Origin of the sequence: Campylobacter sp. RKI_CA19_01121, from assembly GCF_025771295.1 — a bacterium.
In the GTDB taxonomy this organism is placed as follows: Bacteria; Campylobacterota; Campylobacteria; order Campylobacterales; family Campylobacteraceae; genus Campylobacter_D.
This window is the reverse complement of the sequence record NZ_JAKMQA010000004.1, coordinates 52,762-78,360: the sequence shown is the minus strand read 5'-3', so window position 1 is coordinate 78,360 and position 25,599 is coordinate 52,762. Positions and strand designations below refer to the sequence as shown.

At 29.9% G+C, this 25,599-nt stretch carries 24 protein-coding genes; 15 read left to right on the top strand and 9 right to left on the bottom strand.

Going from position 1 to position 25,599, the window contains the following annotated elements; all coding sequences use genetic code 11:
- Nucleotides 1-9: 9 nt before the first annotated feature.
- Nucleotides 10-1,758 (bottom strand): phosphoethanolamine transferase, encoded by a 1,749-nt coding sequence (locus L8T90_RS02930; RefSeq protein WP_263736670.1) that lies wholly within the window; start codon nt 1,756-1,758, stop codon nt 10-12.
- Nucleotides 1,759-2,408: 650 nt separating this feature from the next.
- Nucleotides 2,409-3,224, bottom strand: coding sequence for a glycosyltransferase family 2 protein (locus tag L8T90_RS02925; RefSeq protein ID WP_263736669.1), 816 nt, complete (start codon nt 3,222-3,224; stop codon nt 2,409-2,411).
- A gap of 57 nt (nt 3,225-3,281) precedes the next feature.
- Between L8T90_RS02925 and waaF the strand changes: the two genes are divergently transcribed.
- From waaF to L8T90_RS02905, 4 genes are all read left to right on the top strand, one after another.
- Entirely contained in the window at nt 3,282-4,196 is a 915-nt protein-coding gene (gene waaF / locus L8T90_RS02920; protein ID WP_263736668.1) for a lipopolysaccharide heptosyltransferase II, read from the top strand.
- A 92-nt stretch (nt 4,197-4,288) separates the two neighbouring features.
- Nucleotides 4,289-4,591, top strand: a complete 303-nt coding sequence (locus L8T90_RS02915) for an HU family DNA-binding protein (RefSeq protein WP_039619003.1) — start codon at nt 4,289-4,291, stop codon at nt 4,589-4,591.
- 95 nt (nt 4,592-4,686) lie between these two features.
- The gene (gene cysK, locus L8T90_RS02910) at nt 4,687-5,589 is read left to right on the top strand and encodes a cysteine synthase A (RefSeq protein WP_263736667.1); all 903 of its coding nucleotides are present in this window, start codon (nt 4,687-4,689) and stop codon (nt 5,587-5,589) included.
- A 12-nt stretch (nt 5,590-5,601) separates the two neighbouring features.
- Entirely contained in the window at nt 5,602-6,987 is a 1,386-nt protein-coding gene (locus tag L8T90_RS02905) for a replicative DNA helicase (RefSeq protein ID WP_263736666.1), read from the top strand.
- Here the strand turns inward: L8T90_RS02905 and tpx are convergent.
- Genes tpx through L8T90_RS02890 form a run of 3 tightly spaced genes read right to left on the bottom strand, consistent with a single transcriptional unit; the run spans nt 6,984 to nt 10,017 of the window.
- Nucleotides 6,984-7,502, bottom strand: a complete 519-nt coding sequence (gene tpx, locus L8T90_RS02900; RefSeq protein WP_263736665.1) for a thiol peroxidase — start codon at nt 7,500-7,502, stop codon at nt 6,984-6,986. The genes L8T90_RS02905 and tpx overlap by 4 nt on opposite strands.
- A 12-nt stretch (nt 7,503-7,514) precedes the next feature.
- Complete coding sequence (gene mgtE / locus L8T90_RS02895; RefSeq protein ID WP_263663450.1) at nt 7,515-8,858, bottom strand: magnesium transporter; 1,344 nt, start codon at nt 8,856-8,858, stop codon at nt 7,515-7,517.
- Nucleotide 8,859: 1 nt separating this feature from the next.
- A complete protein-coding gene (locus L8T90_RS02890) occupies nt 8,860-10,017 on the bottom strand; it encodes a peptidoglycan DD-metalloendopeptidase family protein (RefSeq protein WP_263736664.1) in 1,158 nt (385 codons plus the stop codon).
- A 126-nt stretch (nt 10,018-10,143) separates the two neighbouring features.
- On the opposite strand from L8T90_RS02890, the gene L8T90_RS02885 reads away from it, so the two are divergent.
- The 3 genes from L8T90_RS02885 to L8T90_RS02875 are packed head-to-tail and all read left to right on the top strand — an operon-like array spanning nt 10,144 to nt 13,048.
- The gene (locus L8T90_RS02885; protein WP_412174996.1) at nt 10,144-10,854 is read left to right on the top strand and encodes a plasminogen-binding N-terminal domain-containing protein; all 711 of its coding nucleotides are present in this window, start codon (nt 10,144-10,146) and stop codon (nt 10,852-10,854) included.
- Nucleotides 10,854-12,236, top strand: a complete 1,383-nt coding sequence (locus tag L8T90_RS02880; protein ID WP_263736662.1) for an FAD-linked oxidase C-terminal domain-containing protein — start codon at nt 10,854-10,856, stop codon at nt 12,234-12,236. The genes L8T90_RS02885 and L8T90_RS02880 overlap by 1 nt, the downstream gene beginning before the upstream one ends.
- Nucleotides 12,236-13,048 (top strand): YihY/virulence factor BrkB family protein, encoded by an 813-nt coding sequence (locus L8T90_RS02875; protein WP_087685400.1) that lies wholly within the window; start codon nt 12,236-12,238, stop codon nt 13,046-13,048. The genes L8T90_RS02880 and L8T90_RS02875 overlap by 1 nt, the downstream gene beginning before the upstream one ends.
- On the opposite strand, the gene L8T90_RS02870 is transcribed toward L8T90_RS02875, so the two are convergent.
- From L8T90_RS02870 to L8T90_RS02855, 4 genes are read right to left on the bottom strand one after another with little or no spacing between them, the layout of a single operon-like run.
- Complete coding sequence (locus L8T90_RS02870) at nt 12,995-14,251, bottom strand: ComEC/Rec2 family competence protein (protein ID WP_263736661.1); 1,257 nt, start codon at nt 14,249-14,251, stop codon at nt 12,995-12,997. The two genes, L8T90_RS02875 and L8T90_RS02870, sit on opposite strands and share 54 nt — an antisense overlap.
- On the bottom strand, nt 14,248-14,811 hold the full coding sequence (locus tag L8T90_RS02865) for a DedA family protein (RefSeq protein WP_263736660.1): 564 nt from the start codon (nt 14,809-14,811) through the stop codon (nt 14,248-14,250). Before L8T90_RS02865 ends, L8T90_RS02870 begins: the two co-directional genes overlap by 4 nt.
- 8 nt (nt 14,812-14,819) lie before the next feature.
- Nucleotides 14,820-16,373 carry a ribonuclease Y gene (gene rny, locus L8T90_RS02860; protein ID WP_263736659.1) on the bottom strand — a complete coding sequence of 518 codons (1,554 nt, stop codon included), beginning with the start codon at nt 16,371-16,373 and terminating at the stop codon, nt 14,820-14,822.
- A complete protein-coding gene (locus L8T90_RS02855) occupies nt 16,297-16,926 on the bottom strand; it encodes a 5-formyltetrahydrofolate cyclo-ligase (RefSeq protein WP_263675219.1) in 630 nt (209 codons plus the stop codon). Before L8T90_RS02855 ends, rny begins: the two co-directional genes overlap by 77 nt.
- Before the next feature lie 67 nt (nt 16,927-16,993).
- Between L8T90_RS02855 and L8T90_RS02850 the strand changes: the two genes are divergently transcribed.
- From L8T90_RS02850 to L8T90_RS02815, 8 genes are all read left to right on the top strand, one after another.
- Complete coding sequence (locus tag L8T90_RS02850; RefSeq protein ID WP_263736658.1) at nt 16,994-17,539, top strand: TlpA family protein disulfide reductase; 546 nt, start codon at nt 16,994-16,996, stop codon at nt 17,537-17,539.
- Nucleotides 17,539-18,405 carry a signal recognition particle-docking protein FtsY gene (gene ftsY / locus L8T90_RS02845; protein ID WP_220517071.1) on the top strand — a complete coding sequence of 289 codons (867 nt, stop codon included), beginning with the start codon at nt 17,539-17,541 and terminating at the stop codon, nt 18,403-18,405. Before L8T90_RS02850 ends, ftsY begins: the two co-directional genes overlap by 1 nt.
- Before the next feature lie 3 nt (nt 18,406-18,408).
- Nucleotides 18,409-19,749, top strand: coding sequence for a DNA repair protein RadA (gene radA / locus L8T90_RS02840; protein WP_263736657.1), 1,341 nt, complete (start codon nt 18,409-18,411; stop codon nt 19,747-19,749).
- Nucleotides 19,740-21,248 carry a phytoene desaturase family protein gene (locus L8T90_RS02835; protein WP_263736656.1) on the top strand — a complete coding sequence of 503 codons (1,509 nt, stop codon included), beginning with the start codon at nt 19,740-19,742 and terminating at the stop codon, nt 21,246-21,248. Before radA ends, L8T90_RS02835 begins: the two co-directional genes overlap by 10 nt.
- Nucleotides 21,249-21,310: 62 nt before the next feature.
- Nucleotides 21,311-21,991: a F0F1 ATP synthase subunit A gene (locus tag L8T90_RS02830; RefSeq protein WP_039668715.1), complete on the top strand. Its 681-nt coding sequence runs from the start codon at nt 21,311-21,313 to the stop codon at nt 21,989-21,991.
- Between the two features lie 124 nt (nt 21,992-22,115).
- A complete protein-coding gene (gatB, locus tag L8T90_RS02825; protein ID WP_263663461.1) occupies nt 22,116-23,534 on the top strand; it encodes an Asp-tRNA(Asn)/Glu-tRNA(Gln) amidotransferase subunit GatB in 1,419 nt (472 codons plus the stop codon).
- 2 nt (nt 23,535-23,536) lie between these two features.
- Nucleotides 23,537-24,439: an NAD(P)H-dependent glycerol-3-phosphate dehydrogenase gene (locus tag L8T90_RS02820; protein WP_263724944.1), complete on the top strand. Its 903-nt coding sequence runs from the start codon at nt 23,537-23,539 to the stop codon at nt 24,437-24,439.
- A complete protein-coding gene (locus L8T90_RS02815; RefSeq protein WP_263736655.1) occupies nt 24,436-25,599 on the top strand; it encodes a metal-dependent hydrolase in 1,164 nt (387 codons plus the stop codon). Before L8T90_RS02820 ends, L8T90_RS02815 begins: the two co-directional genes overlap by 4 nt.

Below are 25,599 nucleotides of genomic sequence, written 5' to 3'. Positions count from 1 at the left end.
ATTATAATTTTAGTTTTTGTTGTATTTTTCTCCAGCTAGTATAATTTTTATTTGAGGATCATGAAAAATTTCTTTGTTTTGATTTTTGAACCAATCATTGCTTTCGTTCCAAATTAATAAATCAATATCTTCTAAATTATTATATTTATTTTCAACTTTGAAATTTGATTGTTTTATAAACTTATAAAGATAATATGGAAAACTTAAAGCATTAAATGATTTTGAATCTATTGCTTTTTGGATATCGCTACGAATGTTATTGCCATTTTTTTGAAGTTCTTCTTTTGTATAGTATTTTATATAATAACTAGTATATAATTTTGCATCTTTAAATACTTTTAATGCTGTATATTGTGAACTTTCTATGATTAAATTTTTAGGATCAAAATTGGTTTCTTCGCAATTTTTTAAAAGTACTGATAGTGCTTTTTTAGCATTTTTGTTATTAAGATTTTTAAAATCAATCCAAAATTTGGTTTGAAAATGAGTAGTTTTATCTTTTTCAACCGCAGCTTTTAATAAATCTTTTAAATCTAACCCTATTGATGTTTGTTTGCCATCGTGTCCAATATCAAAGTAATTTTCTTCTTCAAAAAAATGAACATCTACTTCAAAATTTTTATAGTCATTTTTAAAATATTCAAATTTATCCAAACTGTTTGTTCTGTGAAGCCAAATTTTAGATGGTGCTTTGAATGGATAATTTTGTTTTAGCTCTTCATCGTAATTTCTATTGGCATAAAGTCTAATTCTATTTTGATTGTATGCTTCATTAAATAGACTGCGATTTTCTTCTAGTTGTTTGGTTTTAATTTGAGTTAAATCTAAGAAAGAGTGTAAAAAATCATCACTCATGAAAGGTAAATTTTGAGCTTTTTGAATTTTATCAATTATTTCCGGATAGGTTTTTTTAAATTTATCACTAACATAAATCATAAACGGAATTTCAACCATAAATCTCGAGGCTAGACTTTCGCTATGTCCATGGAAATTCCTAAAATCATATACCTCATCTGCATGATCACTCATATAAACTACCAATGCATTCTCATCTTTAAAATATTTAAAAATTTCACTGACTACAAAATCATTATAGGCAATAGCATTTAAATAGCGTGTTTTGACTTGAGCTTGTCTTGTGCTAAGTTTTTCTCTTGAATTAAGATTGTTGAGATTGTTGGATATTAGATTTTCTTTTTTGAATATATTAAAGCTTTGTGGATATCTTTTATCATAACTAGTATGTGTTCCAGCAAGATGTATAATATAAAATTCTTTTTCAAATTTATTTTTTTGTAACTTAGTCAGAATAATTCCATCTAAAGTGTTGGAATTAAATGAAGAAAATTTACTTAAAAAAATAGTTTCATTAGCTCTTCTAGATATAGCCTCAGGTGCATTTCCATAAATAGAAATAGGCTCTTGATTGCTAATCCAATATGTATGGTAATTCGCTTTTTTCATGATATCTATGATGTTTAATTGTTGATACCAAGGTATAGTATTATTTTCATAGTTACTAAAAGTAAAAATTCTTGCTAAAGAGGGGTTTGTATGAGAAAAAGGTGAAATAATATCATCAAAGATAAAAAGATTGCCCTCGTTTGCGATTTTATTTAGTTGTGGGGTAGTATCTAATGGGTACCCATAAATTCCCATATAATTTCTTTGCGTAGATTCTCCCATTATAATTACAATTTTTGGTATATTTAGCGAATGAGTGATGTTCAAATTTGAAATTTCCAAAATTTTATTCATTTCTATGTCATATTTTTTTAATTGCTCGATATATGAATTTTGTTTTCCCAGAGCAACGGAGATCGTTTGGATCCATCTTGCAAAAGTTAATGTATCCTCATACAAATATTTATTTGGTTTTTTGATAATAGTTATTATACAAACAATAAATAGTATTACCTTTAAAAACTGCTGCATTTTATACTTATTGGGAATAAAAAAAGATGGAAAAGGTAGTTTAAAATATAAAAAAGTTGCTAGTACATAGGCTAGCAAAATTGTTATAGTGGTAAAGTCAAAATAGGTTTGAATAAATTCTTTGCTTTCTGTGGGATCTGCGGTAAGAAAAGTTTCTAAAAAGGCTAAATTTAAAAAAGAATTAAAGTTTACATATAAAAATAAATCAATAAGCCCAATAATAAAAATTACCACAATAATTATTTTTTCCAGCAGATTTTTAATCTTAAGAGGAAAGAATGAAATAATAAAAAAATAGCAAAATACACTAATTATATTGTATTTTACTGCTCTGCTAATTTCTTCGATGGTCTCAAACCAGCCTCTAAAAGTTTGTGGCGATAAATAAACTAAAGAATATAAGAAAATATTTATAAGTAATATATAAAAAAAACTTCTATTGAAAATTATCATTTTTTTATTATAAAAATTACTTACTTTTTCCAAACCCTACCTTTCAATCCTAAAATTTCTTTTACTAAAACTTCTAATATTTTTTCATTGAAATGCTTATATGGAAAAATATTAGTTAATTTTTTAATGTATTTTAAACTTTGCTTTTTATGCTCGTAATTTTGCCATAAAATTTCTTTATTTTTGTTTTCATATCTACCATTTTCATTAAATTCATAGCGGTATATACATTCTTGCGATACAAAAAAACTTTCACTTAGCATAAAATTTATATAGTTAAAAAGCACATCTTCTCCATAACAAAGTTTTTCTTTAAAATCAACATGCTCAAAACTTTTTAAAATCAAATTTTTTCTATAGACTTTTGCCCAAACACTCCAGCAAAAATGTTTCTGTTTAAGTAAAAATTCCAAAAATTCATCTTTTTTAAAAAGCTCATCTTGCTTAAATCTATAAAATTTCTTAAATTTCACTCTATGGACATATGCATCAAACACTACCATATCTACATTTTTAATTTTTTCAAACCCAAACTCACAAGCGTTAAGCTCTAAATAATCATCAGGATCTAAAAACATTATAAAATCTGATTTTGCATTTAATACACCTATATTTCTACTAGCAAAAGTTCCTAAATTCTCTTCATTGTGTATGATTTTTATCCTATCATCTTTACTAGCATATTCTTTAGCTATATCTATACTTTTATCATTGCCAAGGTCATCTACCACAATGATTTCTATATCTTTAAAAGTTTGATTAATACAGCTTTCTAATGCTCTAGCAATATATTTTTCTACATTATAGGTTGGTAGTATGATGGAAATTTGACTCATTTTAGCTCTTTAAATAAAGTGATGATATAATTATAGCTTTTATTTTTAAGGAAAATTATGAATATTTTTATCAACCTTCCTACTTGGCTTGGCGATGCGGTGATGGCTAGTGCGGCTATTTATGCTATAAAAGAAAAATACCCTCAAGCTAAATTTACTTTTTATGGTTCTTTTGTGAGCACAGAGCTTTTTAAACGCTTTGAAAATGCTCAAATTTTAGTAGAAAATAAAAAGCAAAGATATAAGCAAATTTTAAAAGCTAGAAAAAATCTTGGTAAATTCGATCTAGCTTTTTCATTTCGCTCGGCATTTTCAAGTAAGATCATTTTAAATCTAATCAAAGCAAAAAAAAGATTTTATTTTGATAAAAATATTCTAAAAGAAGAACACCAAGTCTTAAAATACTTAAATTTCATAGAAAAAGCCTTAAATTTTAAAGCTACTTCAAATTCTTTAAAACTCCCTATAAAAGCAAAATTAACTCAAAAAATTTTAGGTATAAACCCAGGTGCGCATTTTGGAAGCGCGAAAAGATGGGAAGCGAGCTATTTTGCAAGGGTAGCAAAAGAATTTAGCTCCACCCATCAAATTTTAATCTTTGGAGTGGAAAGTGAGAGAGAAATTTGTAATGAAATTGAACATTTTCTTTTAAAAGAAGGCATAAGGGCAAAAAATCTTTGTGGTAAAACTAGTATTTATACTTTATGTAAAAATATTTCTATGCTTGATTTGCTCATCACAAACGATAGTGGTCCTATGCATATAGGTGCAGCTTATGGGGTAAAAATGGTGGCCGTTTTTGGCTCGACTAAATTTAGTCAAACCTCGCCTTGGCAAGAAAATGCTAAAATAGCACATTTAAATTTAGCTTGTATGCCTTGTATGCAAAAGGTCTGCCCTTTAAAACACCACAAATGCATGAAAGACTTAAAGCCTGAAGTGGTAATAAATTTAGCAAAAACATTTTTTTAACATATTTTTCTTTGTGATTTGGGTTTAAACCTCTTGCAAAAGCTTGATAAATGTGTTAAACTTAACAATCATTTTTAATCAAGGAGCTTTTTATGACTAAAGCAGATTTTATTTCTCAAGTTGCTCAAACTGCTGGGCTAACTAAAAAAGATGCAACTGCAGCTACTGATGCAGTAATCGCTACTATTACTGATGTATTAGCTAAAGGTGATAGTATTAGCTTTATCGGTTTTGGTACATTTTCTGTAGCTGAAAGAGCTGCTAGAGAAGCTAGAGTACCAAGCACTGGTGCTACTATCAAAGTGCCTGCTACTAAAGTTGCTAAATTTAAAGTAGGTAAAAACCTTAAAGACGCGGTTGCTGCTGCTAAAACTGCTAAAAAAGCTAAAAAATAATTCTTTGCGCAAAAGTTTCTAACTTTTGCGTTTTTCTTCATAGATTAAGTATTAATTTTCTTTTGATATTGTTTTAAAAAATTAGAAGGAAAACAATGTCAGTTTATAATAATATTTTAGATTGTATAGGTAATACCCCGATTATTTCTTTAAAAGAATTTGCTCCAAATCTTTATGCTAAATGTGAGTATTTTAACCCAAGTCATTCTATAAAAGATAGAGCGGCTGTAGAGATGATAAAACAAGCTTTAAGTGAAGGTAAGATCAATCAAGAAACAACCATTATAGAAGCTACAAGTGGAAATACCGGCATAGCTTTAGCAATGATTTGTGCAAGCTTAAAGCTTAAACTTATCATAGCTATGCCTGAGTCTATGAGTATTGAGCGTAGAAAAATGATGAGTTTTTTTGGTGCAAAGTTAGAGCTTACTCAAGCAAGCAAAGGCATGCAAGGAGCGCTTGATAGAGCTAATGAGCTTTTGAGTGAAATTTCAAATTCATTTATGGTAAGTCAATTTGAAAATATCAACAACAAAAACGCACATAGAAAAAATACTGCCTTAGAAATTTTAAAAGCTTTGCCTGATCTTGGTATTTTTTTAGCAGGTTTTGGTACAGGCGGGACTATTAGTGGGGTAGGAGAAATTTTAAAAGAACACAATCCTAATATTAAAATCATAGCTTTAGAGCCCGCATCTTCACCACTTTTGAGTCAAAATACCGCTGCAAGCCATAAAATTCAAGGTATAGGTGCAAATTTTATCCCTAAAATTTTAAATCAAAAAATCATAGATGAGATAGTTTGTGTAAGTAATGAAGATGCCATAAACACAACCTTAGAGCTTGGTAAAAACGGCATAATGGCAGGAATTTCAAGCGGGGCAAATGTATATATGGCTAGAAAAATTGCTTTAGAAAATCCAAATAAAAAAGTCTTGACTATGTTAAATGATACAGCCGAGCGGTATTTGTCAACTGATTTATTTGTAAATTTATAATTAGGAGTGAATATGAGTCAAAATAATGAGCATTTTGATTTAGATCTTGAAAGGGCGATTTTAAGTTCTTGTATATATAGTGAGGATTCTTTTTTTAGTATTTCTTCAGATATTGAGATTAATGATTTTTCGCTCAAAGCTCATCAAGATATTTACAAAGCTATTTTAGCTTGTGTGAATGCAGGTGAGCCTATAAGTGCAAGTTTTATAAGAAAACATAAAAAAGTAGATGAGCAAATTTTAGCTGAAGTTTTAGCCACTACTTCTATAGCAGATGTGAGTAAATATGCTTATGAGCTAAGAGAAAAGTCCATTAGACGCCAGCTTTTAAATTTTGCTTATACTATACCTACAAGGGTTAATGAAGATAAAAGCATTTCTCAAATTTCAGATGAAATAGGCAAAGAGATTTTTAATCTTACTAACCGTGTAAATAGTAATAGTATTAAGGATATGACTATGGTTATGTCTGAGCTTATGGATGAGTTTAAAAAGCAAAAAGAAGCAGAAAACAAAGACATTTTGGGACTTAATACAGGCTTTAGTGAGCTTAATAAAATGACAAAAGGCTTTAAACCTGGCGATCTTGTAATCATCGCTGCACGCCCTGGTATGGGAAAAACTACAATTTGCTTAAATTTTATAGAAAAAACACTAAGACAAAATAAAGGCGTTGTGATGTTTTCACTAGAAATGCCTGCTACGCAAATCATGCAAAGATTAATCAGTGCAAAAACTTCCATTCCTTTGCAAAAAATTCTAATCGCAGATTTAAACGATGATGAGTGGAGTAGGGTAGGTGATGCTTGTAATGAATATGCACAAAAAAATCTTTATATTTACGATAGTGGTTATGCTAGTATAGCTGATATTCGTTCGATTTTACGCAAAATTAAAGCTCAAGATGAGAGTATTGAGCTTTGCGTAGTTGATTACATCGGTCTTATGATGAGTAATTCAGCTTTTAATGATAGGCATTTGCAAGTGAGTGAAATTTCAAGAGGCTTAAAGCTTTTAGCAAGAGAATTAAATATGCCAGTAGTGGCACTCTCACAGCTTAATCGTTCATTAGAAAGTAGAGCAAATAAGCGTCCTATGCTCAGTGATTTAAGAGAAAGTGGCGCCATAGAACAAGATGCAGATACGATTTTATTTGTATATAGAGATGAGGTTTATAGAGAACAAGAAGAAAAAGAAAGAGAAAATAAAGCTAAAAATGAAGGCAAAACTTATGAGAGAAAATTTATGCCAAATCCTGTGCAAGAAAAGGCTGAGCTCATTATAGGTAAAAATAGAAATGGCCCTGTAGGGCATGTGGATTTGCTTTTTTTGAAAGAAAAATCATGCTTTATTGAAGCTCCAAAAGAAGATTTTGTGGTTACAAACTTTGAAGGCTAATTCAAAGGGTAACCATAATTTTTATGCATAAAAAGTTCTAAATCTTTAAAATCGATTTTTCCCATTAGCTCTTTTACGAGCTGTTTGTATACTATTTTTCCATCTTTGACTACAAAGGCTGCTCTTGCTAGTAATCCTGCAAACACACTATCATTTATTAATACCCCATAGTTTATGCCAAAATCTTTAAAGGCAAAATCACTTGCGGTTATAATATTATCAATCCCTTCAGTAGCACAAAAACGATCCATAGCAAAAGGTAAATCCATGCTAACAATAATAACTTCAATATTTTTCATAGAAGCTAGTCTTTTATTGGTTTCTTTGGCTTGTTTTGAGCATACTGGTGTATCTAAGCTGGGTAGAGTTAATAAAATTTGAGTTTTCCCAGGTGGTGCTATTTCTACTGGGGCAAGATTTTTGGTTCTTAGAACTACCCTTGGAGCATTATCTCCAACTTCTAGTTCAATTCCTGCAAGTTCTATAATTTGACCTTTATATGTAATGCTTGACATAATTTCCCTTTTTTATAATAAAATCATTTTTGCTAAAAGTAAGAAGCTAAAAAATCCCAAACCATCAGTAATCGCAGTAATCACTACACTTGATCCTACCGCAGGATCGATTTTAAATTTTTTCAAAGTTAGAGGTACAAAAGAACCTACAAAACCGGCTAAGGCTAGATTAATTAGCATTGATAAGGCTATAACAAGTCCCAAAAGAGCTGTTTTAAACCATATGAAAGCTATAATGCTCATAATACTAGCAAATATAAATCCATTGAGTAAAGAAATTCCACTCTCTCTTAATATAACTTTTTTAGCATCTTTAAATTCTACTTCATTGAGTGAGAGCTTTCTAACTGTTACTGCTAAAGCTTGTGAGCCTGTATTGCCTCCCATGGAAGCTACGATAGGCATAAGTACTGCTAGGGCTACAAGTTGTTCTATTTCACCTGAAAAAAGGCTAATGATATTAGCTGAGATTAATGAAGTAGTAAGATTAATCATAAGCCAAAAAGCTCTAGCTTTAGCCGCTTTAAAAGCACTTTCTTCCTCAACATCTGCATCAACTCCGGCTAAGTTATAAATTTGTTCTGTTGCATTTTCTTGGATTAAATCATGGATATCATCATAGGTAATTCTACCTAAAAGCACTCCATCATCATTTACAACTGCTAAAACACTCAAATCATAATCTTCCACTATATCAATAGCCTTTTGTATGTCTTCATGATCTTTTATGCTATAGCTTTTATATCTTTCATTATTGTTTTTAATAATATCTGCAAAACTTAGTTTAAAATCCCAAAGCAAAAGATCGCTTAGGTTGATAGCATTGCAAAGCTTTCCTTGATTATCTATGATATAAACTTGAAAAATTTGATCTACTTGTCCTGAATGTTTTAAAATTCTATATCTTTTAATAGCTTTTTCTATACTCTCATCAATAGAAGCTGTGAAAATTTCTGTTTGCATATAAGCACCAGCAGTATTTTCATCATAATTTTTAAGGCGTAAAATTTCTTCTTTATCTTCAGAGCTTAAGCGGTTTAAAATAGCTAAAGTTTTTTGCGGATTTAGCTCTTCAAAACGCTTAATTAAGTCTGTTGCATCATCACTTTCAAGCTCTTCTACTGCTTTTGCAATCTTTATAATGCTTAAGTGTTCTAAAATATCTTCTAAGATATGTTCAGGTGTTATAGTAGCTACATTTGCAAGTGTGTAAGTATCAAAAGATTTAAGAGTTTGCAAATAAAGCTCTTCGTTATATCTTTTGATAGTCTTTAGGGCTTCATTGGTTTCATAGGTGCTTTGATCTTTGGAAATATTTTTTAAAAGTTCTTGTGCTTCTAAAAAATCATTCATCATCTCAAAGCTCCATAGAATTTTCTATATTTTGTTCTTTTGGTGGATTTTTATAGTTTTCATCAATGCTTTGCAAGCGGTTTTCATACTCTTTTGCCATTTTTAAAAATTCTTCTTTGTTTTTACCGCTTAGGCTTGATTTTGGAATTTTTACTATGGTTTCAGGATTAATTGCTTTGTTATTTAGGTAAAGTCCAAAATGCAAATGTGGCCCAGTGCTCATACCAGTAGAGCCTACATAGGCAATTACTTGTCCTTGCTTAACTTTTTGGCCACGTTTGATTTTTGCAAAGCGACTAAGATGAGCATATAAAGTCATATAGCCTGATACATGTTTTACTTGTACAACCTTACCATAACCACCTTTTGTCCCAACAAAACTAATCGTCCCATCTCCTGCACTCTTAACTGGAGTACCCGTTGGAGCTGCATAGTCAATACCTAAATGCGCTCTATAGCGTTTTAAGATAGGATGATATCTTGCCCTAGTAAAGCGATCTGAAATTCTTGTGTATTTAACAGGTTTGGTTAAAAAGAAATTTTCAAGTTCTTTTCCTTGAGCATTATAATAAGAATCTTTATATAAAAATACAGAATATTCTTTGCCTCTAATGTTAGCTAAAGCTGCTTGGATATTAATATCGCCAAAAAGTCTTCCTAGTCTTCTTTTTTGCTCATAAATTAATACTACGCTATCGCCTTTTCTGACATTTTTAAAGTTAACACTATTTTTAAAAGCTCTCACCATAGCTCTTGCTAAGGTTACACTGCCACTTTCATCATAAACATCTTGATAAGCTGAGTTGTTAATAGCTACGCGAATAGTTCGCTTTTCTTTAGTGTAAGAAATAGGAGTAAAACTCAATACGAATTTATTTTCTATATTTTTGTAAATATGAATTTGTAAATCATCGCTAATTGGGATTAAAACTTGCTCAAGCTCACCTTGTTCATCTTTTAGCATTTGGTATCTAACACCACTTGTGATTTCTGCGCTTAGTTCTTTATCTTCTCCATCAAGATTATAATATAAATTAAGTGGTATAGAATGATCTTGTAAAAAATCAAGTAAGGTTTTGCCATTTTCCCAAGAAAGTTCTTCGACACTTGAAATAGCAAAAAGTTTTATAGATAAAAGTAAAGATATGAAAATTTTTTTCATGATAATCTAAAGCCTTCTAAAATTTAAACATAAATTTGTATTTTACTTAATTTTTCTTACAATTTTGTAAGGAAAAAACAATATAATTTATTTTTTACACTTTTTAAGGAGTATAAATTGTCAAGAATTATCTTATTGCTTTGTTGTTTTTTAGCATTTTTACAAGCTAAAAATTTTGATTTAATACAAACAAAACTTGAAAAAGTAGATGATATTTATGGTTATATAAAAGATGATCCTAGAATTTTATTGCACTCAAGTGGTATAGTTGTGCATGAAATTGATACACAAAAATCCATTATTGCAAGAGCTAGTGTGATAGGGCGTGAAAATGGCTTAGTCAAATTACAATTTAAAGTTTTTGATATGCTAGCTCAAGATGCTATGCCTTTGCCAAATGTATTGCCACAAGTAGGCGATAAAATAGTTTTAAATTATTTATACGATAGAGCTTTGATTATAGCTCCTGATAAAAGTGTGTATCATTTTATAGCACAAAAATTAAATGGAATTTATTTTTTACATCCTGATTTATTTGGTGCGCATATGATACAAGAATACCGCCAAACTCCAAGAAGATCAGATTTTAGATCTTTTTGTTCAAAAAATGCTGTAGGGCTTTTAGTAGTAGCTTTAGAAAATAAAGCTGAGATAGTTGATTGTCAAGACTTTGGTAAGATTGAAGAATTTACCATACCGCAAGCTCAAAGTTTGCAAATTCCATTTTATTCAAGAATTACAGGTTATAAAAGTGATATTTTTAGCTTAAATGATGAGGCTATTGGAAATTATTATGTATATTATGAAAAACTAATTAGCTTAACTAGAGAAAAATAATGCAAGAAATTCATCAAAAATTCTTTCAAGATCTTTTAGGGGTTGAAAATGCTCATTTTGATCCTATCCATAAAAGAGCGTATAGTTATGATGCTACTAAAAAGCATTATTTACCTGATGGAGTGCTTTTTCCAAGAGATGAAAATGATATTAGTCAAATTCTAAAATATTGCAATGAAAATAAAATCATCATCATTCCTAGGGGCTCAGGTAGCGGATTTACCGGTGGAAGCTTGGCTGTTAATGGTGGAGTGGTGCTAAGCTTTGAAAAACATATGAATAAAATTTTAGAAATTGATCTTGAAAATTTAGTCGCAGTGGTACAACCTGGTGTGATAAATATGGCTTTACAAGAAAAAGCAAAAGAATATGGCTTATTTTATCCACCTGATCCTGCTAGTATGGAGTATTCTTCTTTAGGGGGAAATGTAAGCGAAAATGCAGGGGGTATGAGGGCTGCTAAGTATGGCATAACTAAAGATTATGTAATGGCTTTAAGAGCAGTTTTACCTAATGGAGAAATCATTAGAGCAGGTAAAAGAACCATAAAAGATGTAGCAGGTTATAATCTAGCTGGAATTTTAATAGCAAGTGAGGGATCTTTGGCTGTGCTTAGTGAGATTACATTAAAACTAGTTGCTTTGCCAAAGTTTAAAAAGACAGCTATGGGGATTTTTAACAGTATTGATGAAGCAATGAATGCAGTTTATAAAACTTTAGCCAAAGGTGTAACTCCTGTATCTATGGAATTTTTAGATCAACTAAGCATACAAGCATTAGAGCAAAAATTCCAAAAAGGCTTACCTATGGATGCGGGTGCAATTTTAATTGCTGATGTAGATGGTAATGTAGAAGAGGCTTTGGAAGCAGATTTAAAAATCTTGCAAGAGAGTTTTTATGAATCTGGCGTAAGAGAGTTTAAAATAGCAAAAGATGAGCAAGAAGCAGCTAATATTTGGTTTGCTAGAAGAAATTGCTCTCAAAGCATAGCAATGTATGGAAATTTAAAGCTTAATGAAGATATTACAGTGCCACGTTCAAAACTACCTGAGCTTTTAAAAGGCATAGCTGAAATTTCTAAAAAATATGGTTTTAAAATTCCTTGTTTTGGTCATACTGGCGATGGCAATGTGCATACTAATGTGATGGTAAGTGACAAAAATAATCCTGAGTTGGTTAAAAAAGGTTATGAAGCCGTGGAAGAGGTGTTTAAGCTTACAGTTTCTTTGGGTGGGACTTTAAGTGGAGAGCATGGTATAGGCATTTCAAAAGCTCCTTTTATGAAGCTTGCTTTTAGTGAAGCTGAAATGGACTTAATGAGAAATATCAAAAAGGCATTTGATCCAAATAATATACTCAATCCTTTCAAAATGGGACTTTGATGAGTTTTAAAAACTTATTTAAAATTCTTTTAGCTTTAAGAGATAAAGAAATTTTAAATTATGCTGCGGCTTTGAGCTTTTATACTATCTTATCTTTAATACCACTTTTGTTTTTGTGTTTTTGGGTTTTTACCCAAATTCCAAGTTTTGAAATGTATCAAGAAAGAATTAAAAATTTAATTTTTACTTTTTTAATCCCAACTCAACAAGAATTAATCATACAATACATCAATACATTTTTAAAAAACAGTGTAAATTTAGGACTTATAGGGCTTTTAGCTATGGCTTTGACTTCTTTGGCTTTTTTTTCAGGTTATGATTATGTTATTAATAAGCTTTTGGAAGAAGACTCTAAAAGTCTTTGGCATAGTATAAGTTCTTATTGGACTTTGGCAACATTAACTCCACTTGGGCTTGGAGTGAGTTTTTATATTTCAGGTTTTATACAAAAAACCTTAGATGATTTTAATATTGCTTTAAATTTTTTTGAGATTTTACCTTATGTGATTATATGGGCTTTATTTTTTGTATCTTATTCAAGTTCAGTAAGCAAAAAAGGTGATTTAAAAACCTTACTTATTAGTTCTTTTGGCGCTTCTGTGATTTGGTATATTTCTAAGATGATTTTTGTGTATTATGCTGTATATAATAAAACTTATTTAAATGTATATGGTTCTTTTTCTGTAATATTATTTTTCTTTTTGTGGATTTATATTTCTTGGATTATTTATCTTTTGGGCTTAAAGGCTTATTTGCTTTTAAATCAAGAAAATAAAGGGAATAAGCCCAAGAGAAATTATAAAAAGAGCTAAGTATTTATTAAATATAGCGATTAAAGATAAAATTAAATAAATACAATAAAACACAAAAGGTATTGATAGATTAATTGCATGCATTTTAAACTCAAAAAAATGCATTAAATATAAATCTAATAAATTTCCATAAGAAAAAATATGCAAGATTAAAACCAAAGGATAAAATATCACAAAGGCTAAGCTTAAAGGTATAGCTAAAAATTGCTGAAAGCTAAGTAGAGGAAAAAAGTATAATACAGGAATAATCATTGCTAAAAAGACCCAGATATTTAGCAAAAAAACATGAGTAAAATTTGAAAATTGATCTTTAAAATGATAAAGATATAAATAAATATAAAAAACTCCCAAAATAGAAAATAAAAACCCAACGCTAAAAAGAAGTTTTGGAAAAATGCTAATACAAAATACTATACTTAAAAATAAAAATTTAAAACTGAGTATTTTAATATTTTTACTAAATAAATAAAAAGCAAAAAAGCTCATTAATAAAGCTCTTGTATAAGAAGGGCTAAAGTCTATTAAAAATATATAAAAAATTAAAAGCAAGAAAGCAAAAATGCTAATATCAAGCTTTAAACTTCTATAAGGAAAATATCGTTTGTGAAAAAAAGCGTATAAAGGAGCAAAAATCAAAAAGCAAAAGCTAAATAACAAGCCCAAATGATACCCACTAATAGCGATTAAATGCGCGATATTGTAAAAATTTACATCAGTTCTAAGCTCATTTGAAATATTTTTAGCAAAAAATAAAGCCCCGTAAAATTCTTTGATTTTTTCATTTTGATGTTGATTTAAAAAATACCTTATTAAAGTATTTTCTTTTTGTGTTTTGGTTTTGTTAAAATCATAACTTGGCGCATAAAAACTTTTACTAAGATAATCTTTGAAGTTAATATTTTTAGTGATAATTCTAAGATTTATCACATCATTTTTACTTAAATTTAGATCTTTAAAGCTAGTGGTATAAAAAATAAAATCAGAATTTTTGAGTTTTAAAACTTGATATTTTTTACCTTTTTTATTAGTTTTTTCATAAGAAGATAAAACGATGTTATCTTTAAGTAATAAATGCTTAGTAAGTTTAAAATTTTGATATTTTTTATACTCATAGATGAGATTTAAACTAAAAATTGCTAAAAAACATAATAATAAAATAAAAAATTCTCTATAAGTTTCTTTTATAGAGAATTTTAAACTCATTTTTTCTTAGAAAAGAGTGATAAATATAACCATATAATAAAAATTAAAGTGATTATAAAAGCAGGAGCTATGTAAGGGTAGTTGGTAAATGCTTCAAAAGCTTCTTTTAGGGTATTTCCAAAAATAAAACCAGCATAACCTAAAACAACAGCCCAAATCAAACTAGCTAAGGTGTTGATGATGAAAAATCTTACAAAGCTAAATTTGCAAAGACCTGCTGCTATAGGAATGATAGTTTTTACTCCATAGATAAATTTTTGCACCACTAAAAGCAAATCGCCGTATTTTTTGATTTTCATCATAGCAAGAGCAATTTTTCTTCTATGATTTTTAAAATAAGGCATTATGTCTTTTTTATAGTATTTTCCCAAGATAAATAATAAAGTTGAGCCTATGGTATTAGCTAAAAAGGCTAAAAATATACACAAATGCAAATCAAGTTTAGTAGAACTTGCACAAAGCACTCCTGCAGCAAGTATAGCAACCATACCTCCACCAAAAGAATAAAAAAATAAAATCAAATAGCCATAAGTGCTTAGATTATCTATCATTTCTTGCATGAAAAACCTTATCTTGCAAAATCAATAGCTCTAAGCTCTCTGATGACATTGACTTTTATTTCACCAGGGTATTGAACTTTTTCTTGAATTTCTTCAGCTATTTCTTTAGCTAAAAGCACAGATTCATCATCATTAACTAATTTTGCATTGACAATAACTCTAATCTCCCTACCAGCATTAATAGCATAAGCTTTTTTAACCCCTTCTTTACTTTTTGCTATATCTTCAAGTTCGCTAACTCGTTTCAAGAAGGCCTCAAGCACCTCACGCCTTGCACCAGGACGCGCAGCGCTTAGTGTATCTGCTGTACAAACTGCAGCTGATTCTATACTTGTAGCCTCTTCATGTCCATGGTGAGCATAAATTGCATTAATCACAACAGGATGTTCTTTGTATCTTTTGCAAAGCTCAGCTCCTAAGTCTACATGAGAACCTTCAAATTCATGTGTTAAAGCCTTGCCTATATCGTGTAAAATCCCAGCTCTTCTTGCTAATTTTTCATCCCCACCACACTCAGCTGCTATGATTCCAGCTAAATGTGCTACTTCTAAAGAATGTGCTAGAGCATTTTGACCATAACTTGCTCTATATCTTAATTTTCCTATTAATTTAACAATTTCAGGATGGATGTTATTAAGTCCCAAATCCATTACTATGGTTTGACCTTCTTCTAAGATATTATCTTCAAATTCTTTACAAACTTTTTCATGAATTTCTTCTATTTTTGCAGGTTGAATTCTGCCATCTTCAACTAAAAGTTCAATCACCTTTGTAGCAATGGCGCGTCTATAAAGATTAAAACAACTTACTATGATTGCTCCAGGTGTATCATCGATGATAATATCAACACCCAAAACCATTTCTAAGGTTTTAACATTTCTTCCTTCTTTACCTATAATACGACCTTTTAGCTCATCATTTTTGATATTTACCACATTGATTAATCTTTCAGCAGCAAATTCTCCTGCAAATCTTGAAGTAGCTTGTGCCAAGATAAAATTAGCCTTTCTTTTAGCTTCATTTCTAGCTTCTTCTTCGTATTTTCTAACAATATGAGCAATTTCAGCCCTTGAGTTTTCTTCTACTTTTTGTAAGACAATGTTTTTTGCTTCTTCTTGTGTAAGACCAGCTGAATGTTCAAGTATTTTTAGCACCTCATCGAGTTTTGTTTCATAGTTTTGTTTTAAATTTTCATTTTCTTCATGTAAAGCTTTTATAACTTGTTGTTCTTTTGCTAATTTATTTTTGTTTTCCTCATGAAGTTTTTCTTGATAATGAAGATTTTGTTCTTTTTTGTTAAGCTCTTCTAGTTTAATAGAATGCTCTTTTTGTAGTTTTTGAATTTTTTCATCAAATTTTTTCTTTGCCGCAAATTCAGCTTCAGCAACTGAATTTTTAGCATCTTTAAGTGTTAGCTCAGCTTCATATTCAATGGCTTTTGCTTTTGCTTTTGCTTGCTCTAAAAAGATATTGAAATTTGCATCATTAATCTTTTTGGCGACTATATACCCAATCCCTCCGCCTATAAAAACGGCTATTAATGCGACTAATATTTCTATCATTGTTTTTAACTTTCCTAAAATATTTTTTATAAGGGTTTATATAAAAATTTCCTTTTATATCATGATCTTGGCTAAAAAATTGATCAGATTTTGCATCTATCATTTGCGTAAAAATAACCAAAGGTTTTTTATAAGAAATGCTTTCAAAAAACCTATCGTAAAAACCTTGACCATGACCGATTCTTCCTAATTTTGCATCTACACCTATTACAGGGATAATCGCAACATCAATGCGAGTTTGCAAAAAAGAATCTTTTGGTTCATATACCCCAAAGCTCTTTTTTTCAAGAGCTAATCTTAATTTTACTACCTTTAAACTTTTATCTTGCATAAATGGGACGAAAATTTGATATTTTTTTGTTAAAAAATGTCTGAATTTATAAAGATTAATTTCATATTTTAAAGGGATATATATAAGGATATTTTTGCAATTTTTGCATAAATTTAGAATTTTCATTATTTCTTGAAAAACTAAAAAATCTCTTTTATATTGATATTTTAATTTTAAATGCATTTTGGATTTTTGTTTTATTCTAAAATTGTTTTTTATCAAGGCTTTCCTTAAAGTTTTTAACTTTTTATGTTATACTTTTAAGCTTAAAAAATCATAAGGATAAGAATTGAAATTTAAAATTTTTTTAGTAATTTTTATCGCGGTATTTTTTGCTTCATGTTCGAGTGATAAAGAAAATTCTAGCACTGAAAATACAGACAATGCAAGTTTGACTCAAAGTGAAAATACTGATTTTACTTTGAAATTTTTAGATGGTAGAAAAATGTATGTGAAATATCATGAACAAGCTTTCAGTTTTGATGATACGACTAAAGCTAAGTTGTTTGTTTTTTTTACAAGTTGGTGTGCACCTTGTAAGGTTCAAATTCCACATTTAAATAATCTAAATAAAAAATACCAAGACAAATTTGAAGTAATAGCGCTTTTTTTAGAAGAAAATAAAGAGCAAGAAATATTAACTTTTATAGAAGATGAAAAAATGAAATTTTCAGCGGCTATAGGAGGGAATAATTTTGTTTTTTCCAAGGTTTTAAATGTCAATTCTATTCCAACGATGGTGTTGTTTAATGCAAAAGGCGAAAAGATTAAAGAGTATTTAGGGATAATCCCCGAAGAAATGTTAGATATAGATATACAAAAAGCGATAATGTAATGTTTGGATTTTTAAAAAATGGTTTGAAAAAAACCTTAGAAAGTATTCATTTAGTTAAAGCTTCAAATAAAATCATTACCAAAGATTTACTTGAAGAAATGCTTTTAGAAGCTGATGTGGCATATGAGATAGTTGAAGAGATTATTTACTATCTTCCTCCAAATGATGAGGTTAAAAAGGCTGATTTAGAGCGTGTTATGGGGACTTATTTTATTTATGATAAACCAGAACTTGCTAATGCCAAGCCTTTTGTGGATTTGATTTTAGGTGTAAATGGGGTAGGCAAGACTACAAGTATTGCTAAAATGGCGCATTTACATAAAGAAAATGGCGAAAAAGTTATACTTGGAGCTTGTGATACTTTTAGAGCAGGAGCCATAGAGCAGTTAAAGTTATGGGCGCAAAAATTAGATATAGATATCATAGCTACTTCACAAGGACACGATCCTTCAGCAGTCGCTTATGATGCTATTTCTAAAGCTTTGGCAAAAAACTATGATAGGGTTATTTTAGATACGGCAGGACGCTTGCAAAATCAAAAAAATCTTGCTAATGAGCTTGAAAAAATCGTTCGCATAAGTGATAAAGCTATGCAAGGAGCTCCTCATAGAAAAATCCTTGTGCTTGATGGCACTCAAGGTGTGGCAGGAATTTTGCAAGCAAAAGCTTTTAATGATTTAGTAAAACTAGATGGAGTGATTATTACAAAACTTGATGGAACTGCTAAAGGTGGGGCTTTGTTTAGCATAGCAAGAGAGCTTGAACTTCCTATTTTATATGTAGGAGTAGGGGAGCAACTAGGACAAATTCATGAGTTTAATCCTAATGAATATGTTAAAACTTTAGTTGAAGAGATTTTTGCGTAATTTATGGCTAAAAAACATATTTTATTTGAATGCCAAGCTTGTGGAAATCAGCAAAGTAAATGGCTAGGAAAATGCCCTGAATGTGGTTCTTGGGATAGTTTTGTTGAGCTAAAGCAAGAACAAATTAAAGTTTTAAAAGAGTTAAATTCACCCTCAAACACTCCAAATTCTGCAGTATGTATAAATGATGTTGTAGCAGAAAATTTTACACGTATTAGCACTGATGATAATGAGCTTGATTTAGTTTTAGGTGGTGGGCTTGTTGTGGGTTCTTTGGTGCTAATTGGGGGTTCACCCGGAGTTGGAAAATCCACACTTTTATTAAAAATTGCTTCAAATTTGGCAAAAAGTGGCAAAAAAGTACTTTATGTAAGTGGAGAGGAGAGTAAATCTCAAATCAAACTGCGTGCAGATCGTTTGAATGCAAATTGTGAAAATTTATTTTTACTTACTGAACTTTGCTTGGAAGATATTTTAAGCGAGCTTTCTAAAAAAGATTATGAAATTTTAATTATTGATTCTATTCAAACTTTATATTCTAATAAAATTACTTCAGCAGCAGGTAGTATCACTCAAGTTAGAGAAATTACTTTTGAGTTAATGCGCTATTCTAAAGCCAATAATATTAGCACTTTTATCATAGGACATATCACTAAAGATGGGGCTATAGCTGGACCTAGAATTTTAGAGCATATGGTAGATGTAGTGCTTTATTTTGAAGGTGATGCTAATAAAGAAATAAGAATTTTAAGAGGTTTTAAAAATCGTTTTGGAAATATTTCTGAAGTTGGTATTTTTGAAATGACTTCTAAGGGTTTAATTAGTGCTAAAGATATAGCTAATAGATTTTTTACGCGTGGCAAGGCAGTAAGTGGTAGCGCTTTGAGTGTAGTGATGGAAGGAAGCAGAGCTTTGGTGTTAGAAATTCAAGCCTTAGTTTGTGAGAGTGCTTACCCAAAACGCAGTGCAACAGGCTATGAAAAAAATCGTTTAGATATGCTCATAGCTTTACTTGAGAGAAAGCTTGAAATTCCTTTGGGACATTATGATGTGTTTATTAATGTAAGTGGTGGGGTGAAAATTAGTGAAACTGCGGCAGATTTAGCGGTGGTTGCAGCGATTATTTCAAGTTTTAAAAACCGCCCCTTGAGTAAAGATAGTGTTTTTGTGGGTGAGCTTAGCTTAAATGGTGAGATTAAAGAAGTATTTTCGCTTGATGTGCGTTTAAAAGAAGCTAAAATGCAAAAATTTAAAAATGCCATAGTGCCGGTTAAACCTATGGAAGAACTTGGTTTAAAATGTTTTGTAGCCAAAGAATTACGTGAGGTTTTAGAATGGATGTAAAATTTGATGTGATTGTTATAGGCTCAGGACTTGGAGGCTTAAGTGCGGGTGCTTTTTTAGCTAGAAATGGTAAAAAAGTTTTAGTTTTAGAACAGCATTCTTTAATCGGTGGTTGTGCTACTTGTTTTAAAAGAAAAGGTGCTTTGATTGATGCGGGGCTTCATGAAATGGACCTAGGTGAAGCAAAAACTGACATGAAGCATTTGGTTTTTGAAAAACTTGGTATAAAAAATAAAATTGAAATTTTACCTTTACCAAGTGCATGGAGTATTAAAAGTAAAAATTATAATCTAACTTTACCTCATGGCATAGAAAAAGTAAAAGAGGTTTTGAAAAAAGAATTTCCACAAGAATGCAAAGGCATTGATAAATATTTTAAAGCTATAAAAACGCAAGCTTATGCTATTCGAAGGTTTCCTTGGGATTTAAAATTAAGTGAATTATTGTTATTTCCATTTAGCACTTCTTGGATATTTATCAAAAATAGATTGTTTAATAAAAAAGTTTATGATGTTTTAAATGCTTATATAAAAGACGATAAGTTAAAAAAGATTTTAAATGCAAATATGAGTTATTATCATCATGATAGTAAAGAATTTATTTTTAGTTTTCATGGCATTGCTCAAAAGCATTATTATGATGGTGGGGTGTATATTAAAGGTGGCTCGCAAGCTTTAAGTGATGCTTTGGCTGAGGTTATCAAAGAAAATCAAGGACAGGTTTTAGCTAAGGCTGAAGTTGTTAAAATACTCACAAAAGATCAAAAAGCTTATGGAGTAGAATACATTCAAAATAATCAAAAACACACCATCTATGCGCAAAATATCATTGCAAATTGTGATCCTTTAATCGTATATAAAGACTTGCTTAAAGATTTAAATTTAACCCAAGAAATCAAAGCAATAGAGTCTAAAAAGCGTGCTTGTTCTTTGGTAAGTGCTTATTTTATTTATGATAAAGATATTTCTAAAATTTATGAAAATATGGATTATTGCAATTTTATATTTGAAGATGATTTTTTAAATAGTTCATATGAAAATACTAATATTTTAAAATTAGATATCAAAAAAAGACCTATGGCTTTTGTAAATTATTCTAAAATTGATAGTGGTTTAGCTAGCGATAGATACATAGGTGTTGTAGCTTTTAGTTCAAATTATAATGAATGGGATTTAAATAAACAAGATTATAAAGCTAAAAAAGAAGAAGTATTAAAAGCTATAGTGCAAAGACTAGATGAGATATTTCCAAATTTAAGCTCACACTTAATCCATCAAGAATTAGCTACCCCAAAAACTATACAAAGATATACTAAAGCTTATGAGGGTGCAATTTATGGATTTTCTCAAGATCAAGAAGGGGTTAAATATAGATTGTATTATAAAAGTAAAAGTATAGAAAATTTATATTTTGCTAATGCTTTTATATTTCCTGGCGGTGGTTTTACAGGTGCGATTTTAGGAGGATATTTTTGCGCTAATAAAATGAATTTTCATTAAAATATAAGCAATTTTTTTTTATAATATTAGCTTTGAAATATTTATTCTGCTAAGGATTTTTAATGAAAGATTTATTTTTATTTAGTTCTTTTATAGATTCTAGTCACACTTTTGCATACTTTTTTCATTTGGGTATAGTGGTTGTGATTTCTTTAATTTTAGCAAAACTTGCTACAAGATCCATGCAAATTGTCCCAAGAGGTAGTCAGAATTTAGCTGAGGCTTATATGGAAGGCATTTTAAGCATGGGTAGAGATACCATGGGTAGTGATGAAGCTGCTAGAAAATATTTACCTTTGGTTGCAACTATAGGTTTTATGGTGTTTTTTAGTAATATTATAGGAATTATCCCAGGTTTTGAAGCTCCAAGTGCTAGTTTAAATTTTAGTGCTTCTTTAGCTATTATAGTATTTGTGTATTATCATTTTGAAGGCATTAGAACTCAAGGATTTTTTAAGTATTTTGCACATTTTATGGGACCTGTTAAAATTCTAGCACCTTTAATGTTTCCTATAGAAGTGGTTTCTCATTTTTCAAGAGTTATTTCTTTATCTTTCCGTTTATTTGGTAATATCAAAGGAGATGATTTATTCTTAGCAGTTATTTTAGCTCTTGTGCCTTGGGTTGCGCCATTGCCTGCTTATATGCTTTTAACTTTTATGGCATTTTTGCAATCTTTTATTTTTATGATTTTAACTTATGTTTATTTAGCGGGTGCAACTGTAGTTGATGAACATCATTAATTTTTAAAAAGCAAAAAATATTTTTTGCTTTTTTCTTTTTTATTATTCCTCTTTTATTCTTTTTTTAAACTCTTTTTGAAATAAAAAACGCTAGAATAAACAAAAAATTCTAAGGAAAATTTTAATGTTTGAAGTTGTTATAGGACTTGAAGTTCATGCACAATTAAATACCAAAACAAAAATCTTTTGTTCATGTGCAACTTCTTTTGGAGAAAAATCAAATACTAATGTATGCCCAACATGTTTAGCTTTACCAGGTGCTTTGCCTGTATTAAATCAAGAAGCAGTGAAAAAAGCTATAGCGTTTGGAAAAGCAGTTAATGCAACTATAAATAAAAAAAGTATTTTTAATAGAAAAAATTATTTTTATCCTGATTTACCAAAGGCTTATCAAATTTCGCAATTTGACATTCCTATAGTAGAAAATGGCGAGTTGTTTATTAATGTAAATGGAGAAAATAAACGCATAGGTATTACTAGAGCTCATTTAGAAGAAGATGCGGGGAAAAATATACATGAAAGTAATTTTTCAAAAGTAGATTTAAATAGAGCAGGTACACCTTTGCTTGAAATCGTTAGCGAGCCTGAACTTAGAAGTTCTGATGAAGCAGTGGCTTATTTGAAAAAGCTTCATTCTATTATAAGATTTTTAGATATTTCAGATGCAAATATGCAAGAAGGTAGTTTTAGATGTGATGCTAATGTTAGTATTCGTCCAAAGGGTGATGATAAGCTTTATACTAGAGTGGAGATTAAAAATTTAAATTCATTCCGTTTTATCCAAAAGGCGATTGAGTATGAAGTAAAACGCCAAAGTGAAGCTTGGGAAGATGGAAAATACGATCAAGAAGTTGTGCAAGAAACAAGATTATTTGATACGGTTAATTTAGTTACTAGAAGTATGAGAGGCAAGGAAGATTCTGCTGAATATAGATATTTTCCTGATCCTGATCTTTTACCTGTAATTTTAGATGATGAAATGCTAAGTCAAGATATACCTGAACTTCCTGATGAGAAAAAAGCTAGATTTGTTAGTGAGTTAGGTATTAAAGAAAGCGATAGTGAAGTGATTGTTTCTTCATTAGAGCTTTGTAGATATTTTGAGTATTTAATTGATCAAAAATTAAATCCAAAACTTTGTGTTACTTGGCTTACGACCGAGTTAATGGGACTTTTAAAAGGTGAATTAACTATAGAAAACTCACCTATAAAACAAGAAAAATTAGCTGTTTTAATCAAACGTATAGAAGAAGGTGTTATTAGTGCTAAAGCAGGTAAGGATATTTTAGCTTATGTGTTTGAAAATACAGAAGTTGAAATTGATAATGCTATTGAAAAACTTGGTTTAAAACAAGTAAGCGATGATGGTGCTATTGAAAAGATTGTTGATGAAATTTTAGCAAACAATGAAGATAAAGTAGCTGAATATAAAAGTGGTAAAGATAAACTTTTTGGTTTCTTTGTTGGTCAAGCAATGAAAGCAGGCAAGGGTGCGTTTAATCCTGCTAAGGTAAATGAAATTTTAAAAGCAAAACTTGGTTAAATATGAAAATAGCAGTTATTGGTGCAGGAAAATGGGGAAGTGCTTTATATGATGCATTGAGTGTTAAAAATGAATGCGTGATAACTTCTTTTCACGAAAAAGATCTTTCTTATTTTGTTAGCACCAAAGAAGCTTTAGGGTATGAATATTTGGTTTTTGCTTTATATGCTCAAGGAATACATGAATGGCTTGCAAATAATTTTAAAGATTTAAATCAAAAAATTCTTGTAGCTTCTAAGGGCATTGATTGCAAAAGTTTAAAATTTATGGATGAGGTATTTGGTGAGTTTATAAGTAGTGATAGACTTTGTTTTTTAAGTGGACCTTCTTTTGCAAGCGAAGTGCTAGAAAAAAAACCTTGTGCTTTGGTTATTAGTGGTAAAAATCAAGAACTCTGTAATCAATTTGCGAGTTTTTTTCCAAACTATATTAAAACCTATACAAGTTCTGATGTTAAAGGTGCTGAAATTTGTGGTGCTTATAAGAATGTTTTAGCAATTGCAAGCGGAGTTTGTGATGGCTTAAATTTAGGCAATAATGCAAGAGCTTCTTTAGTCTCAAGAGGTTTAGTAGAAATGCACCGTTTTGGGCAGTTTTTTAGTGCTAAAGAAGAAACATTTTTAGGACTTAGTGGGGCTGGAGATTTATTTTTAACAGCTTCAAGCAATCTATCAAGAAATTATAGAGTAGGTTTGAGTTTGGCTAGTGGCAAAAATATAAAAGATATTTTAATGGAGCTTGGAGAGGTAGCCGAAGGAGTGCAAACTGCTTATGCCATACATGCCTTATCAAAGCAATTTCAAATTTATACCCCGATTGTCAATGAAGTGGTTTTAATGCTAGAGGGTAAAAATGCTTGGGAATCTTTGAAAGATTTGATGTCATCAAAGGAGGAAATATCATGATTATCAAAAATGCAAAAATTTATGGTGAACAAGTACTTGATCTTAAAATAGAAGATGGAAAAATCACTCAAATTGCCAATGATTTAAATAATGATGAGTGTATTGTTGATATAAAAGGCAAAACTTTGCTTCCTTCGTTTATTGATTTAAATGTTAGTTTACTTGATAATGAATTTAGTATAGATAAATTATATGATCTTGAAAAAGCATGCTTAAAAGGCGGGGTAGGGACTATTGTTTTAAAAGATAGTTTAGAAGCTAACACTCAAGGCTATGCACTTTATTTTGATAAATTAAAATCTTTAGATATTAATGTTTTACCTACTATTAATGTATTAGATAAAACAGAAAAATTAAAAAATATCGCCACCTTAATTGATATGGGCGCAAAAGGCTTGGAACTTTCAAGTACTTTAGGTGCAAATTATTTAAGACAGTGTATGCAATATGCTAATATGAAATCAACTCCTGTGTTTTTAAAGTGTTTTGATGAGAGTTTTGATGATCATGGAGTGATGAATGATGGACAAACAAGTTTTGAATTAGGACTAATAGGAATTAGTGATATAGCTGAAACTAGTGAAGTAGCAAAAATGAAAGAATTAGTGGAGTTTTATAAAAACAAAGCTTGTTTTAACTCTTTAGCAATTACAAGATCATTTGAATTACTACATGATCAATATAGTGAAATTTCAATCCATCATTTAATCAAAGATGAAAACGCTTGTGAAAATTTCAATACTCAAGCAAAAATTTTACCTCCACTAAGAGCAAAAAATGAATTAATAGGTCTTAAAAAATTACTTCAAGATAAAAAAATTACTTTCTTAAGCTCTTTGCATACTCCTAGCACTAAAAAAGATTTAGCTTTTGATGAAGCAGACTTTGGAATTAATGCCATAGCTATGTATATGAGTTTATGTTTTACATATTTAGTAAAAGAAGGTATTTTAACTTGGAAAGAATTATGTGATTTTACAAGTTATAATCAAGCGCAATTTTTAGGATTAAACAAAGGTAAAATAGAACTTGGTTTTGATGCTGATTTAGTTGTATTTGAAGAAAATCTTTCTTTTAAAGGGGAGGGTTTATATGCAAATGATACCTTGCAAGGTAAGGTAGAAAAAAGCTTTATAGCAGGAAAAGTTTTTAGCTTTTAA